This is a genomic window from Rhodocyclus tenuis (assembly GCF_014197755.1).
GTDB lineage: Bacteria > Pseudomonadota > Gammaproteobacteria > Burkholderiales > Rhodocyclaceae > Rhodocyclus > Rhodocyclus tenuis.
This window is the reverse complement of the sequence record NZ_JACIGE010000005.1, coordinates 1-14,262: the sequence shown is the minus strand read 5'-3', so window position 1 is coordinate 14,262 and position 14,262 is coordinate 1. Positions and strand designations below refer to the sequence as shown.

Here is a 14,262-nt window from a genome sequence, read left to right as displayed (position 1 = left end):
ACTATGACTGATCGCTGCCCCCGTCGGGTGCGGTGACGAGCAGGGTGTACAGACGCCGGCTGTCGGCGCGCAGCACCTGGAAGCGGACGCCGTCGATGTCGACCATCTCGTTGCGTTTCGGAACACGTTCGAGCTGGTGCAGGATCAGGCCGCCAACGGTATCGCACTCCTCGTCAGAGAAGCGCGTTCCGAACGCGGTGTTGAAGTCCTCGATTTCGGTCTGTGCCTTGACGCGGTAGCGACCGGCCTGGTCGAGCTGGATGTTGTCGTCGGCCTCGTCGAAATCGTATTCGTCCTCGATGTCGCCGACGATCTGCTCGAGCACGTCCTCGATCGTCACCACGCCGCAGACGCCGCCGTATTCGTCGACAACCACCGCCATGTGATTGCGCGAAACGCGGAATTCGCGCAGCAGCACGTTGAGGCGCTTCGACTCGGGAATGAACACCGCCGGCCGCAGCCAGTCGCGCAGGTTGAAATCCTCTTCGGTATGGATGCGCAGCAGGTCCTTGGCGAGCAGGATGCCGATGACGTTGTCGCGACTGCCGTCGATCACCGGGAAGCGCGAATGCGCGGTGCGGATGACGTAGGCGACGATCTCGTCGATCGAGTCGTCGATATCGACGACGTCCATTTGCGCGCGCGGCACCATGACGTCGCGCACGCTGGTGTCGGAAGCGGCGAGCGCGCCCTCGATGATGGTCAGCGCGTCGGAATCGAGCAGATTGCGCTCGAAAGCGGCATGCAGCAGATGCATGAGCTGTTCGCGGTCCTCCGGCTCACGCAGGAGAAGCGAGGAAAGACGTTCCAGAAATCCGGGTCTGGAACCCGTGCTACTGTCCATAGGGAAAGAGTCGCCAGAGGCGTAAAGAACGAGGCGTAAACGGCGAGACTGCTCGCCGTTTACGCATCATCCCTCGCCGGCATAAGGGTCGGGATATCCCAGTTGCGCCAGTACCTGACGCTCGCAATCCTCCATCGCGTCAGCTTCTTCGTCGCCCTGCTCGTGGTCGTAACCGAGCAGATGCAGAATACCATGCACGATCAGATGGGCATAATGCGCATCGGCCGTCCGCCCCTGCTCTGCCGCCTCGCGCAGCGCCACCTCGGCACAGACGACGAGATCGCCGCAGACGACAGGCTCGACCTCATAGGGAAATGACAGCACGTTGGTCGCGTAGTCGCGGCCGCGGTAGTCGTTGTTCAGCGAACGCCCCTCTTCCGGATCGACGAAACGCACGACGATCTTGCCGCCACATGGCCCGTCGACGTCGAGCGCAGCACGTACCCAGCGACGAACGGAAGCGCGCAAGGGTAGCTCCGCCGTGTTACAGGCATATTGCACCGACAGGTCGAGACGCCGGCTAACGGCCATGATTGTTCCCTTCGCGAGCATTGCCGGCGGCAGTCTCGTGCGCCTCGTAGGCGGCGACGATGCGCGCCACCAGCGGATGGCGAACGACGTCTTCCTTGAGGAATTCGGTGAAGGCCAGACCGCGCACGCCGTTGAGGATCGTCCGCGCCTCGATCAGGCCGCTCTTCTGCCCGCGCGCCAGGTCGATCTGCGTCACGTCGCCGGTGATCACCGCGCGCGTGCCGATGCCGATGCGCGTCAGGAACATCTTCATCTGTTCGGGCGTCGTGTTCTGTGCCTCGTCGAGGATGATGAACGCGTGGTTGATGGTGCGCCCGCGCATGTAGGCGAGCGGCGCGATCTCGATGGCGCCGCGCTCGAAGAGCTTGCCGACGCGCTCGAAGCCCATCAGGTCGTAGAGCGCATCGTAAAGCGGGCGCAGGTAGGGGTCGATCTTCTGCGCCAGATCGCCGGGCAGGAAACCGAGTCGTTCGCCGGCTTCGACCGCCGGCCGCGTCAGCACGATGCGCTGCACCAGTTCGCGCTCGAAGGCGTCGACCGCCGACGCCACCGCCAGATAGGTCTTGCCGGTGCCGGCCGGGCCGATGCCGAAGGTGATGTCGTGCTCCTGGATCGCCTTCAGGTAGTCGACCTGCCGTGGCGTGCGTCCATGCAGCTCGGTCTTCTTGGTGATCAGCGCCGGCGCGGCGCCACCGGCTGCACGCGAGAGATGGCGCACCGGCCGGTTGAGCAGCTCGATCAGGCCAAGCTGGATGTCGTCGACCGACAGGCCGTCCTTGGCCTGTGCGTAGAAATGCTCGAGCGCCGTCGCCGCACGCTCGGTCTGCCCGCTCTCGCCGCGCAGCGTGAAACGCTCGCCGCGGCGGGCGATCGACACATCGAGTGCGGTTTCGATCTGGCGCAGGTTTTCGTCGAGCGCGCCGCACAGGTTGGCGAGCTGGTGGTTGTCGAGCGGCGAAAGCAGCAGCTCGCGCGCTTTCGGCTGAGCGGAATTCGCCGGACTCATGGCTGTGCGGCGCTGGCGCTGTCGCGCGTGACGATCTCGCCGCGCAGCGAGTGCGGCAGTGCGCCGGTGATGCGCACATCGACAAAGCGCCCGATCAGGCGCGGCTGGCCGACGAAATTGACGATGCGGTTGTTGTCGGTACGCGCCGCGAGTTCGTGCTCGTCCTTCTTCGACAGGCTTTCGACGAGCACGCGCTGCACGCTGCCAACCATCGCCTGCGATACCGCCTGCGCCAGTTCGTCGATGCGCTTCTGCAGGCGCGCCAGACGCGCACTCTTCACCGCCGCCGGCGTGTCGTCGGTCAGGTCGGCCGCCGGCGTTCCCGGACGCGAACTGTAGAGGAAGGAGAACGAGGCGTCGAAACCGATCTCGTCGATCAGGCGCATCGTCTTTTCGAAGTCCTCTTCACTCTCGCCAGGGAAGCCGACGATGAAGTCCGACGACAGCGACAGATCGGGACGCGCCGCGCGCAGTCGGCGTACCAGACTCTTGTACTCGAGCGCGGTATAGCCGCGCTTCATCGCCGCCAGCACGCGATCGGACCCCGACTGCACCGGCAGGTGCAGGTGCGAAACGAGCTTCGGCACGCGCGCATAGACGTCGATCAGGCGCTGCGTCAGCTCGCGCGGGTGCGAGGTCGTATAGCGAATGCGCTCGATGCCGGGAATCTCGGCGATGTATTCGATGAGCATCGCCAGATCGGCAACATCGGTTTCACCCGCGCCTTCAGTCGCAACTTCGCCCGTCGGCAGCGCGCCGCGATAGGCATTGACGTTCTGCCCGAGCAGCGTCACCTCGCCGACACCTTGCGCCGCCAGTCCGGCGACTTCGGTGAGCACGTCGTCGAACGGCCGCGAAACCTCCTGGCCGCGCGTGTAGGGGACGATGCAGAACGTACAGAACTTGCTGCAACCTTCCATGATCGAGACGAAAGCCGATGAACCGTGCACCGTCGCCGGCGGCAGGTGGTCGAACTTCTCGATTTCCGGAAAGGAAACATCGACCTGCGGCTTGCCCAGCCGGGCGCGATCGGCGAAAAGCTGCGGCAGGCGGTGCAGCGTCTGCGGGCCGAAGACGACGTCGACATAGGGCGCGCGCGCGACGATCGCCGCGCCTTCCTGGCTGGCGACACAGCCGCCGACGCCAATGAGCAGATCGGGGCGTTCGAGCTTGAGCAGGCGCATCCGCCCGAGGTCGTGAAAGACGCGCTCCTGCGCCTTCTCGCGCACCGAACAGGTATTGAAGAGAACGATGTCGGCGTCTTCCGGCGTATCGGTGCGCACAATATCGCCGAAAGCGGCGAGCACGTCGGCCATCTTGTCCGAGTCGTACTCGTTCATCTGGCACCCGAAGGTACGGATGAACAATTTCTTGGTCATTGAGTGTTTCGCGGAAAAGTGCGCTGGGTCAGCGCGAGGTTTCGGAGGAACTGGCCGCAGCGTTGGCGGCAGCGGCGGCGGCAATCGCTTCGGCAGCAGCCTTGTCGGCCGCCGCGGCACCGGCCGCCTCGGCCGGCGTCAGTATCCAGACGCGGAAAACCGCGCCGGAAGCATCGACCAGGAAGCGTACATTCACCGGCCGCTGCACATAGGCCGGCAGCACGATGAGATTATTGGTATCGCGAATCTGCGCCGCCGGTGCCAGCGTCAGCAGCTTGCCGTTGATCACCACCGTATTATCGACCGGCGGCTGCATCTCACCGAGGCGGGCAAGGGGCGAAATCGCCCGCGGCAGCGGCGATACGATCGGCGGCGGTGGCGGCTGCGCGGGCGCGTCGACGACGGCGCCGACGATGCTGCCGACCAGCGCGGGGATCAGGTCGAGAGGTGGCATCCGGGCATTATAGACAAGGCCGTCAATGCTCGTGCGTCTTGCCACCGAAAGCGCAGCCGCCGCCGGGCTGCGCCTGCTGCGCAGGAATCAGCAGCGGCCGCTGCGGATAGCGGCGCTCAGGAAAACAGCCGACCGCGCAGCCCTTCCAGTTCCGCTTGCCAACCCGGCGCAGTGCGCCGGCAATAGACGACCGGAACACCGAGACTGTCGGCCTGGCGGCGCACGTTCAGCATCAGGGGATGGCTCAGGTGACGGCAGACAAAGACGATCGCCCGTGTCCCCGGCGATACCGAACGCCGCGCATCGGCGGCCTTGCGCCCCGGCCAGTGTTCGACGCGCAGACTGCCTGAATCAGACGTCATTTTTATCAGCGCCTGGCGAATCGCCTCAACGCGATCGCCGCCAACAATCAAGACACTCATCGCAGCCCCTTCTTGCAGAGAAACGCAGGGGTGCCGGGCAGGACGCCCGCTGATCCCCCTGCGCCAGGGCAAGACTACGGGCGGCTCTGGCGGCGGGCCAATACGAATTCGTGCATTGCTTATTCAAGCCGCCTGGCGCAGCGCCGCGCTCAATTGCCGGCAGGAATGCAAGACCGCCGCGCTACTGCGCGACCATCACCCGCGTCTGCAACGGCATTGACGTCGGCAGCAGGCGCTGCCGGTGGAAGCCGGCGCTGCCGAGCAGCGCTTGCAGCGCCTCGGCACTGCGCGGCCGGCCACGGCCCATCGCCAGCAGGTAGAAGCCGAAGTAGGCGTCGCCCATCGGCTCGGCGCCGGGTGTCTCCGACATCGGTTCGACGATGAGCAGGGTGCCGCCGGGCGGCAGGGCGCGGCGGATCGCCAGCAGCAACTTGAGTACGCCGTCGTCATCGTGGTCGTGCAGCACACGCACAACCGAGACGATATCGGCGCCGGCGGGCAGCTCGTCGCGCAGAAAGTCGCCACCGACCGCGCGCGCGCGCCCGGCAAGACCGGCAGCGGCAAAGCGTGCGCTGGCGCGCTCGGCAACCGGTGGCAGGTCGAAAACGATCAGCTGCAACTGCGGATCGCGGCGCGCTGCGGCGCAGAGGAAAGTGCCTTCGCCACCGCCGACATCGAGCAGGCAGCGATGGCCGCGCTTTTCCAGTTGATAAGCGTCGAGCGCTTCGTCGGCGACGAGCGGCTGCGAGGCGCTCATCAGCGCGCTGTAGTCGGCAACATGCCCGCCATCGAGGCTGGCGCCGCCGGCGGCGCCAGCGGCGGCATAGGGCCAGTAGCGGCCCAGTGCGGTATCGGCATGTTCGCCGCGCAACAAGGCGACCGGGTCGCGCAGGTCGGCGTAGAGCAGCGCGTGGTGTTCGATCATGGCGACGATGCCGGGATTGCCGAGCAAGGCCGCGCCGAGCGGGCCAAGACCATAGCGACCATCGTTGCGCCGCTCGGCAAGATCAAGTGCGGCGCAGGCCGCGAGCAGACGCTCAGTGGCATCGGGCGACAGCGCCAGCGGGCCGGCCAGATCCTCGACGCTGGCCGGACCATCGGCAAGACGCTCGAAAAGCTTGAGGCGAACGCCAGCGAGCAGGATCTGCGTATAGACGAAGCCGGCGACGAGGTCGAACAGCGAACGCGCATGGCGCCGCGCGATCGGCCGCGTCAGCGGGAAGCGGGCTGCCCAGCGCTGGAAGCGCGGACTGGCCAGCCAGCGGTTGCGCCGCGCGCGCCAGCGGTCGCCGAACGACGGCAGCGGGCGGCTCATCGGCAGTAGCGCCTAGGCGACGCGATTGGCCAGAGACGCCGGCAGGAAGCTCTGCGTCTGCCGTTCGATGACGGCACGCAGGCCGGCCGCGCCGCTGCACTCGGGAATCGACTCGATCGCTTCAGCGATCAGCTTGTTGAGATAGACGATCGCCTCGTCGAGGCCACGTTCGCGCGCGACATTGGGCCGACCGAGAATGGCGTCGCGACCGACCGGCTTGCCGAGTTCGGCTTCGTTGGAAGCCACATCACGGATGTCGTCGGCGACCTGGTAGGCCTCGCCAAGGCGTTCGCCGAGCATCCGCCACGGGCCGGGTTCAGCACCGGCAGCCGCCGCGCCGGCCATGGTGGCGGCGGCGAACAGCGCACCGGTCTTGGCGCGGTGATACTCGGCGAGCGGCGCCACCGGTTCGCATTCCCAAGCCTGACCGGCGATGATACCGGCGGGCGTACCGGCGCCACGACCGACGATGGTGGTCAGCGCGGCGAGACGGTGCGGCGCCGAAGCGCAGCCGCGCACCAGCGTCTCAAACGCCATGACGATCAGCGCGTCGCCGACCAGCACCGCCAGACGCTCGCCGAAAGCACTGTGCAGCGAAGCCTTGCCGCGACGCGTCGGCGCATCGTCGAAACACGGCAGGTCGTCGTGCACCAGCGAGCCGCAGTGAATCAGTTCGATCGCCGCGGCGGCCGAATCGGCAATACCGGGATGGTCTTCGCTGCAGGCGCAGGCCACCGACAAGGTCAGACGCGGACGCAAGCGGGCGCCGCCGGGAAAGACGGCGTAACGCAATGCCGCCGCCAGCCGCGTCGGGCAACCGGAGCCGCTTGCCTGCGCCACGCTTGCCGCCAGAGACTGCTCGATCGCCGTCGTCAGCGTTTTGTCGATCCGCTTCATCGCATCCATCTTCAACTCTCCATCCCTTGCACTTCGATTTGTTGCACGGAACAGCCCGTGCGTCCCTTATTCCAGTCAATGCCGCCGCCGGGTGGGCGTGGCGCCTGCCAACCGGCTCAGGCGCTGCTGCGCGATCCGGCCATGCGATCGCGGCGCTCCAGGCGATCGACGAGTTCGAGCGTGCGTGCCGCGCTGTCGGCGAAGTCCCACCAGTGCGGTGGTCGCGGCAGCGCTGCCGGCGGTCGTGAATTCGCCACCGCATCCACCAGAAAACGCGTCGCTTCGAGCGGCGGCGTGGCGTCGTGTCGCGCCGGTTGCGCACTCGCCGCCAAGGCGCCCGCCAGTCCGCGCAGCTTGCGCGACAAGGGCGTCACGGCGCGGCGCGAGACCGAGTCGCCGCCGTTGCGTTCGACTTCGCGACCGATCTCGGCGTAAATGCGCGCCGCCGCGTTGATCCCCGGACGACAACTGAGCGGCAGACCGGCGACACCGCCGCAGGCGCGCTGGTAGAGCGCGTCGGCTTCGCGCAGCAGACGGGCGACAACACTGCCGATGCGCTCGTCGAATCGCGGGTCGGCGAGCCAGGCATCGGCGTCGATACCGGCTTCGGCGAGCCAGGCGAGCGGCAGGTAAAGGCGTCCGGCGCGGGCATCCTCGCCGACATCGCGGGCGATATTGGTCAGCTGCATGGCGACGCCAAGGTCGCAGGCTCGAGCCATGACTTCCGGCGTGCGCACGCCCATCAGCAGCGTCATCATCGCGCCGACGGTACCGGCAACACGTGCGCCGTAGCCGTGCAGATCCTCGATCGTTGCGTAGCGACGGCCGAAGGCGTCCCACTCGAAACCTTCGAGCAAGGCTTCGGGTAGCGTGCGCGGGATGCCGTACTTGACGACGATACCCGCGAAGGCCCGGTCGGCGGCATGGTCCTGCGGCGTTCCCGCATAGATCGCGTCGAGACGTTCGTACAAGCCGGCCAGCGCGGCATGTCGCTCGTGCGCCGGGCAGTCGTCGACGGCGTCGTCGGCGACGCGGCAGAAAGCATAGAGCGCCGCAGCCGGCGCGCGCATGCGCCGCGGCAAGACCAGCGAGGCGGCAAAAAAGCTGTGCGAGCCGCCGCGCAGGAGACGCGCGCAGGCGGCGGCGTCTTCAGGAAAATGCTCAGCGGAAGGTCGCTGCATCGGGAACCACCATATCGAGAACGCGCGCCGACGAAACCACCCCGGGCAGGCCTGCGCCCGGGTGCGTCCCGGCGCCAACCAGATAAAGATGCTCGATGTCCTCGCTCTTGTTGTGCGGGCGGAACCAGGCGCTCTGCGTCAGCGCCGGCTCAAGGCCGAAAGCGGCGCCGTGGATCGACAGCAGGCGGTTCTGGAAATCGAGCGGCGTCGTCATCAGCGACGAGACGACATTGTCTTCGAGATCGGGCAGGATGGTCTCGGAAAGATACTTGGCAATCGCCTGCCGATACGGCTCGGCCTGCACCTTCCAGTCGACGCCCGACTCGAGATGCGGCACCGGCGACAGCACGTAGAAGCTGTCGCAGCCCTCCGGCGCCATTGACGGATCGGTCGCGGTCGGCCGGTAGAGGTAGAGGCTGAAATCCTTGGCGAGGATCTTGCGCTTGAAGATGTCCTCGACCAGCCCCTTGTAGCGCGGGCCGAACAGGATGGTGTGGTGATTGACGTCCTCGTAACGCTTCTTCGTGCCGAAGTACCAGACGAAAGCGCTCATCGAGTAATCGGCGCGGTCCAGGCGCGCCGGACTCCAGCGACGCGGCAGGTCTGCCGGCAGCAGGTTCTTGTAAGTCCATGCCGAATCGGCGTTGGAAACAACGATGTCAGCGGCAATGACTTCACCGGACTTGAGGCGGACGCCAGTAGCGCGGCGGCCGTCGAGCGTGATCTGCGCAACTTCGCTCTTGTAGCGGATGCTGTTGCCCTGCCCTTCGATCAGGCCGACCAGCCCCTTGACCATGCTGCCGGTGCCGCCCATCGCGAAATGCACACCCCAGCGCCGCTCAAGGTAGGCAATCATCGAATAGACGGAGGTCACCGTGAACGGGTTACCGCCGACGAACAGCGGGTGGAAGCTCTGTGCCATGCGCAGACGCGGGTCGCGAATGAACTTGGCAGCGATCGAGTAGACGCTGCGCCAGGCGAACAGGCGCATCATCGCCGGGGCGACGCGCAGCATGTCCATGAAGCTGTTGAAGGGAATATGCGCCATCTGCTCGAAGCCGAGGCGATAGGTTTCCATGCTGTGCGCGAGGAAACGATCGAAGCCAGCGACGTCAGCCGGATTGAAGCGCTCGATCTGCGCGTTCATCGCCTCGCGGTCGCCGTTGTAATCGAGGATCGAGCCGTCGTCGAAACGCAGCCGATAGAACGGATTCAGCGGGCGCAGGTCGATGTCGTCGGACATCTTCTTGCCGCACAGCGTCCACAGCTCTTCAAACAGGAAGGGAATGGTGATGATCGTCGGGCCGGCATCGAAAACGAAGCCGTCCTGACGGTGCACGTAGCCGCGCCCACCAGCCTGATCGAGCCGCTCAAGAACCGTGACACGGAAGCCGCGCGCCCCCAGACGAATCGCCGCTGCCAGCCCACCATAGCCACTGCCGATGACGACCGCATGCGGCCTGGAATCCCGGGACTGTTCTGTGCCGGCGGCGATTTTATTCGTTTCGTTCAAAGCCCTGCCTCTTTGCAATCTGTTTTCGCCGATGCGGCGCGAGTCTATCACAGGCCACCGACGCGCAGGCATGCCGGGGCTGCGCTGCGCCCACTCGCAGGCGGTGGCGGCACGGCTTCGGCGACGGGCGTCCGGCCTGCGTCCGACCGCGCCAGTCAGCGCCAGTCAGCGTCTACGCGACGGCAGAAGCGCCAGTCGCGATGCCTTGCCGGCTCAGGCCAGCGGCGCCAATACGCCAGTCTCGCGCGCAAGCTTTTCGATCAGCGTCGCGACACCGGCAGGATCTTCTTCATGCGCCAGATGGCCAAGCCCGGGCAGACTGACGATTTGTGCTTGCGTCAGGCGCTTGGCCACGCGCTGCGCGTGCGCCGGCGGCACCGTACCGTCGATGGCGCCGACCACCAGAACCAGCGGCACCGGCAAGCGCGGCAGCGCGCGCTCCAGTTCGGCCAGTTCCCAGTTGGCCATCATGCCGATGGCGGCTGCGACGTGCCGGGGGCTGCGCACCAGTTGCAGGTAGCAGCGTTCGCCTTCGGCGTCGATCGTCGATCCGGTGCTCGCCAGCATCTGCTTGAGCAAGGCGGGATTGCCGGCGCGCCAGGCGACAAGGCGCGGCATCAGCGGCAAGGAGGCAAAGAGGCGCGCCATCGGCAGGTAGAGATGACCGGGAACGCCAGTCAGCGGCAGCAAGGCACCGTTGAGGCTGACCAGCACACGCGGCGCGATGCTGCTGTCGAGGCACATGCGCGCCAGAATCGCCGCACCAGCAGAATGCCCGACGACGATTTGCGGCGCCACGTCCAACTGCTGCAGCAGCCCGGTCAGCGCGCTGGCCATTCCCGGCAGCGACAGGCCCGCTGCCGGCGCCGCCGAAGTGAAGCCGTGACCCGGCAGATCGGGGGCGATGACCGTGAAATTACGCGCCAGCAAGGGCGCCAGCGCGCGCCAGGAGTGCGTCGCCGCACCGGTGCCGTGCACCAGCAGCAGCACCGGGCCGGCGCCCATCTGCTGCACATGCCAGCGCAAGCCTGCTGCCTCGACGAAACGGCTGGCGGCGCGGTTCGGCCAGTCGTGCCCGGCGCTTTCCCAGTCGAGACCGCTGCTCACGGTGCGCGCCCGCTTGCCTTCGCCGCCTGGATCGCTCAGCCTGCGCCGCTCGCCGACGGCGTCGCCGCGCGAATCGTCTTGGAAATTCCCTTGGCGTCGGCGTACGGCAGCGGCAGGTAGAGCGCATCCATTTCACGCGCGATCTTCTGCGCTTGCGGATGCGGTTGCGGCGAGGTGTCGACCAGCAGCGCGGTGATATTGGCGGCACGCAGGACACGTGCGGCCGAGAGCGCATCCTGTTCGGCCTGCGCACGGCCACCCTTGCCGTCGCGACCGACGTTGGCACGGCCGTCGGTGAGGAACACCAGCAAGGGTGTCTCGCCCTTGCGACGGACGGCATCGGCGAGATCGACGGCGGCATCGATACCGGCAGCGAAAGGCGTACCACCGCCGCCCGGCAGACTCGACAGCGAGCGCTTGGCGCGCACCAGCGAACGCGTCGGCGGCAGCAGCAACTCGGCACCGGTGCCGCGGAAGGCGATCAGCGCGACGCGGTCGCGGCGCACATAGCAATCGGCGAGCAGCAACTCAACCGCGCCCTTGGCTTCGGCGAGGCGATGCAAGGCCGCCGACCCCGAGGCGTCGACGACAAAAATGCTCGTCGTCTGTGACTTCTGCTTGAAACGGGTGATACGGAAATCGTCCTGGCGCACTTCGACGCGGCGGCCACCTTCGACCTCTTCGCGACCGGCAGCGGCGGCTTCGCGACGGCGCAAGGGCTGCCACGGAGCGGCATTGCGCAGCGTTTCGACGACGTTGAGACGCGCGCCGTTCTGCGGCAGGCCACGGCGAACGCCGACCGGACGGCCGCGGCCGCCGGACTGCTTGGCGGCACCACTGCGGCCACCGGCGGAAGCGCGCGAACGCATGAATTGCGCCGCGCGCAGCTGCGCCAGCAGCCCCGCCGGCATTGCCGCCAGCGCCGCCGCCAGCACCACGTCGTCGAGCGGCTTGTCAACTTCGGGCGGCGGCTTGTCTTCGTCATCGTCCTCGGGCGGCGGCTGTTCCGGTGGCTGTTCGTCCGGCGGCGGCTCCTCGGGCGGAACTTCTTCCGGCGGCGGCTCCTCCTCGGACGGTGCTTCCGGAATGCGTGTGGCGCGCGGCACCAGTACCAGCCGCACGGCGATCGACGCGTCATCCTCGTCAGCCTCGTCGCGGCCCGCAAGCGCCGCCGACGCGCGCGCAACGCGCACGGCGAGCAGCGTCGGCCGCAGCGAAGCGACGCCGAGCGCCGCGCCGGCGCCACAGATCGCCTCGACCAGCTTGTCGCCGACGACGACCTTGGGCAGGCGCGCATGCGCCTCGGCGATCTCGTCGCGCGTCGGCGCCAGCGCTTCGGTGTCGCGCACGCTGACGTCGGTGAGCACCACCTTGAACGCCAGCCGTTCGAGCAGCGCCGTCGGCGGACATTCGTCGTCGCTGACGCCCTCGTCGAGAACGATCACGCCGAAGCGCGTCGGCAGGCGCATCGCCAGGCCGTCGCGTTCGAGCATCACTTCACCGTTGTCCATTACCGCGGTCAGGCGTGCCGCCGTTGCCGGCGTCAGGCGCTCGCCCATCGCCATTATGGCGACACCACCATCGACGTCGGCGAGCACGCCGCGCTCGGCGATCGGCCGGCCAGTCTGCAGCGTTGCCGCGAGGTCAAGACCACCGAGCAGACGACCGTCGGTGATGTGCAGCGGAATGCGCCGCAAGGGCGCGCCCTCCGGCTGCAGTTGGGCAAACATGGCGAGCCAGCGATCGCGTACCGGACCGGCGAGCGAGCGCACCGAAACGCCACCCAGCCCCGGCGGATCAATGGCGAACAGCGAAGCGGCGAGTACCGCCTCGCTCCAGTGGGCCGCTGCGCTCACGCGCCGAACAGCTCCGCGACAGCCCGCTCGACACGCGTCGTCGAACCCGCGTCATCGAGCGGATTGCGGCGCAGACGGTGGCGCAGGGCCGACGGCGCAATGCGGCGCAGGTGATCGTCGGTAACGACAGGATCGCCTTCCAGCGCCGCCAGCGCGCGCGCGGTGCGCATCAGCGTCAGCTCGCCGCGCAGACCGTCGGTGCCGAGCTTGATGCACAGCTGTGCGGCACGCTCAAGCGCCGCTTCCGGCACCTCGACGGTCTTCAGGCGCTCGCGGCCGGTAACGATCTTGCGCCGCAGGCGTGCGTTTTCCTTCTGCCACTTCTCGGTGAAGCCTTCCGGATCATGCTCGAAGGCATCGCGGCGGCGGACGACTTCGACGCGCGCGGCGATATCGGTCGGCGTCTTCACCTCGACCGAAAGGCCGAAACGGTCGAGCAGCTGCGGCCGCAGTTCGCCCTCTTCCGGGTTGCCCGAACCGACCAGAACGAAACGCGCCGGATGGCGGACCGAGAGGCCTTCGCGCTCGACGACGTTTTCACCCGAGGCGGCAACGTCGAGCAGCACGTCGACCAGATGGTCTTCGAGCAGGTTCACTTCGTCGATGTAGAGGAAGCCGCGGTGCGCGCGGGCCAGCAAGCCCGGCTCGAAGGCCTTGACGCCCTGAGCCAGCGCACGCTCCAGATCGAGCGCGCCGACGACGCGGTCTTCGGTCGCGCCGAGCGGCAGATCAACCACCGGCACCGGTGCCTTGACCTTCTTCTTCGCAGCCTTTTCCTTGCCACCGCTGGCACAGAGTTCGCACAGCGAGGGCATCGCCGGAGCAGCCGGATCGCAGTTGTAGCGGCAGCCGGCGATCACCGCCATCGGCGGCAGCAAGGATGCCAGCGAACGTACCGCAGTCGATTTGCCCGTGCCGCGGTCGCCAAAGACCAGAACGCCGCCGATCGACGGATCAACCGCCGCGATCAGCAGCGCGTGTTTCATTTCGTCCTGGCCGACGATAGCGGCGTACGGATATGCCAAGCCCATGCTCATGCCTCCCCGCGCACGGCAAATGCCGCGGCGACAATCAGGATCGACCGCGAGGTCTTCTCCTGGGTGAAATCGGAACCGGATCGCGGCTCAGCAACGCTGCCACGCGTTATCCCGCGACCAGAAGACGGGGCGCACGCAAGCTGCGCCTGCACGTCTGGACAAAACGGGACGCCACATGACATCGCGTGTACCGAGCAAGTCTGGAAATATTGTTTGCCCGCCTCGGAAAGTGAACTGGCGAGCGCTGCCTGCCAGCCCCCGCATGGCCGAAACCAGCAGGCTTTGCGTTGCGTCGCATCGACTCGCTGGCGCCAGCCGCGTTGCGGCGGAAGCCAACAAGGCCACGACGTCCGCAGTGCTCGCTTGCGCGCCGGATTCTACCCCGCGACGCGGCGGCGGGGGAATACCCCACGGCCAATTAGGCGTCTGCGCATGGGCCGATCAGGAAGGCGAGGCAAACGGCCGAGTCCTTGCACCCCCGGAAGGAGCACGATCGGCAATCCACTCCCCTGCTCAGTGCAATTCGCGGCGGGGGCGGCGGCGCGGCAAGGTGCTGACCTCAGCCGACAGGCGGTTCGCCGGCGGGGTGCAATCCTCGCCCGCGACGCGACTGCGTCTTTCAGGCTGCAAAGACCAGAGCCAGAGTTTGGCGCCGTTGAGGGGGACGACCATGAACCAGTGTTCGAGGATGGCGAGGACGAGGAGGGTGGAGACGAGGGC

At 67.2% G+C, this 14,262-nt stretch carries 14 protein-coding genes; all 14 read right to left on the bottom strand.

What is annotated here, in order from left to right; genetic code table 11:
• Window position 1: 1 nt before the first annotated feature.
• On the bottom strand, window positions 2-844 hold the full coding sequence (locus tag GGD90_RS07930) for an HlyC/CorC family transporter (protein ID WP_153116008.1): 843 nt from the start codon (window positions 842-844) through the stop codon (window positions 2-4).
• 66 nt (window positions 845-910) lie between these two features.
• Window positions 911-1,375 (bottom strand): rRNA maturation RNase YbeY, encoded by a 465-nt coding sequence (gene ybeY / locus GGD90_RS07925; protein ID WP_153116007.1) that lies wholly within the window; start codon window positions 1,373-1,375, stop codon window positions 911-913.
• Window positions 1,365-2,381, bottom strand: coding sequence for a PhoH family protein (locus tag GGD90_RS07920; protein ID WP_153116006.1), 1,017 nt, complete (start codon window positions 2,379-2,381; stop codon window positions 1,365-1,367). The genes ybeY and GGD90_RS07920 overlap by 11 nt, the downstream gene beginning before the upstream one ends.
• Window positions 2,378-3,760: a tRNA (N6-isopentenyl adenosine(37)-C2)-methylthiotransferase MiaB gene (miaB, locus tag GGD90_RS07915; protein WP_153116005.1), complete on the bottom strand. Its 1,383-nt coding sequence runs from the start codon at window positions 3,758-3,760 to the stop codon at window positions 2,378-2,380. Before miaB ends, GGD90_RS07920 begins: the two co-directional genes overlap by 4 nt.
• A gap of 28 nt (window positions 3,761-3,788) precedes the next feature.
• On the bottom strand, window positions 3,789-4,214 hold the full coding sequence (locus GGD90_RS07910) for a hypothetical protein (protein WP_153116004.1): 426 nt from the start codon (window positions 4,212-4,214) through the stop codon (window positions 3,789-3,791).
• Between the two features lie 116 nt (window positions 4,215-4,330).
• The gene (locus GGD90_RS07905; protein WP_153116003.1) at window positions 4,331-4,636 is read right to left on the bottom strand and encodes a hypothetical protein; all 306 of its coding nucleotides are present in this window, start codon (window positions 4,634-4,636) and stop codon (window positions 4,331-4,333) included.
• A 181-nt stretch (window positions 4,637-4,817) separates the two neighbouring features.
• Entirely contained in the window at window positions 4,818-5,951 is a 1,134-nt protein-coding gene (locus GGD90_RS07900; RefSeq protein ID WP_153116002.1) for a methyltransferase, read from the bottom strand.
• A gap of 12 nt (window positions 5,952-5,963) precedes the next feature.
• Window positions 5,964-6,857 carry a polyprenyl synthetase family protein gene (locus tag GGD90_RS07895; RefSeq protein ID WP_221227705.1) on the bottom strand — a complete coding sequence of 298 codons (894 nt, stop codon included), beginning with the start codon at window positions 6,855-6,857 and terminating at the stop codon, window positions 5,964-5,966.
• A gap of 107 nt (window positions 6,858-6,964) precedes the next feature.
• Window positions 6,965-8,029, bottom strand: a complete 1,065-nt coding sequence (locus GGD90_RS07890; RefSeq protein ID WP_153116000.1) for a phytoene/squalene synthase family protein — start codon at window positions 8,027-8,029, stop codon at window positions 6,965-6,967.
• Window positions 8,010-9,542, bottom strand: a complete 1,533-nt coding sequence (locus GGD90_RS07885) for a phytoene desaturase (RefSeq protein ID WP_228273680.1) — start codon at window positions 9,540-9,542, stop codon at window positions 8,010-8,012. Before GGD90_RS07885 ends, GGD90_RS07890 begins: the two co-directional genes overlap by 20 nt.
• A 213-nt stretch (window positions 9,543-9,755) precedes the next feature.
• Complete coding sequence (bchO, locus tag GGD90_RS07880) at window positions 9,756-10,649, bottom strand: alpha/beta fold hydrolase BchO (protein ID WP_153115998.1); 894 nt, start codon at window positions 10,647-10,649, stop codon at window positions 9,756-9,758.
• Window positions 10,650-10,684: 35 nt separating this feature from the next.
• The gene (locus GGD90_RS07875; protein ID WP_153115997.1) at window positions 10,685-12,505 is read right to left on the bottom strand and encodes a magnesium chelatase subunit D; all 1,821 of its coding nucleotides are present in this window, start codon (window positions 12,503-12,505) and stop codon (window positions 10,685-10,687) included.
• Window positions 12,502-13,536 (bottom strand): magnesium chelatase ATPase subunit I, encoded by a 1,035-nt coding sequence (bchI, locus tag GGD90_RS07870; protein ID WP_153115996.1) that lies wholly within the window; start codon window positions 13,534-13,536, stop codon window positions 12,502-12,504. The genes GGD90_RS07875 and bchI overlap by 4 nt, the downstream gene beginning before the upstream one ends.
• Before the next feature lie 519 nt (window positions 13,537-14,055).
• Window positions 14,056-14,262, bottom strand: a 207-nt coding sequence (locus tag GGD90_RS07865; protein WP_184415017.1) for a DUF3623 family protein, incomplete at its 5' end; no start/stop codon positions are given.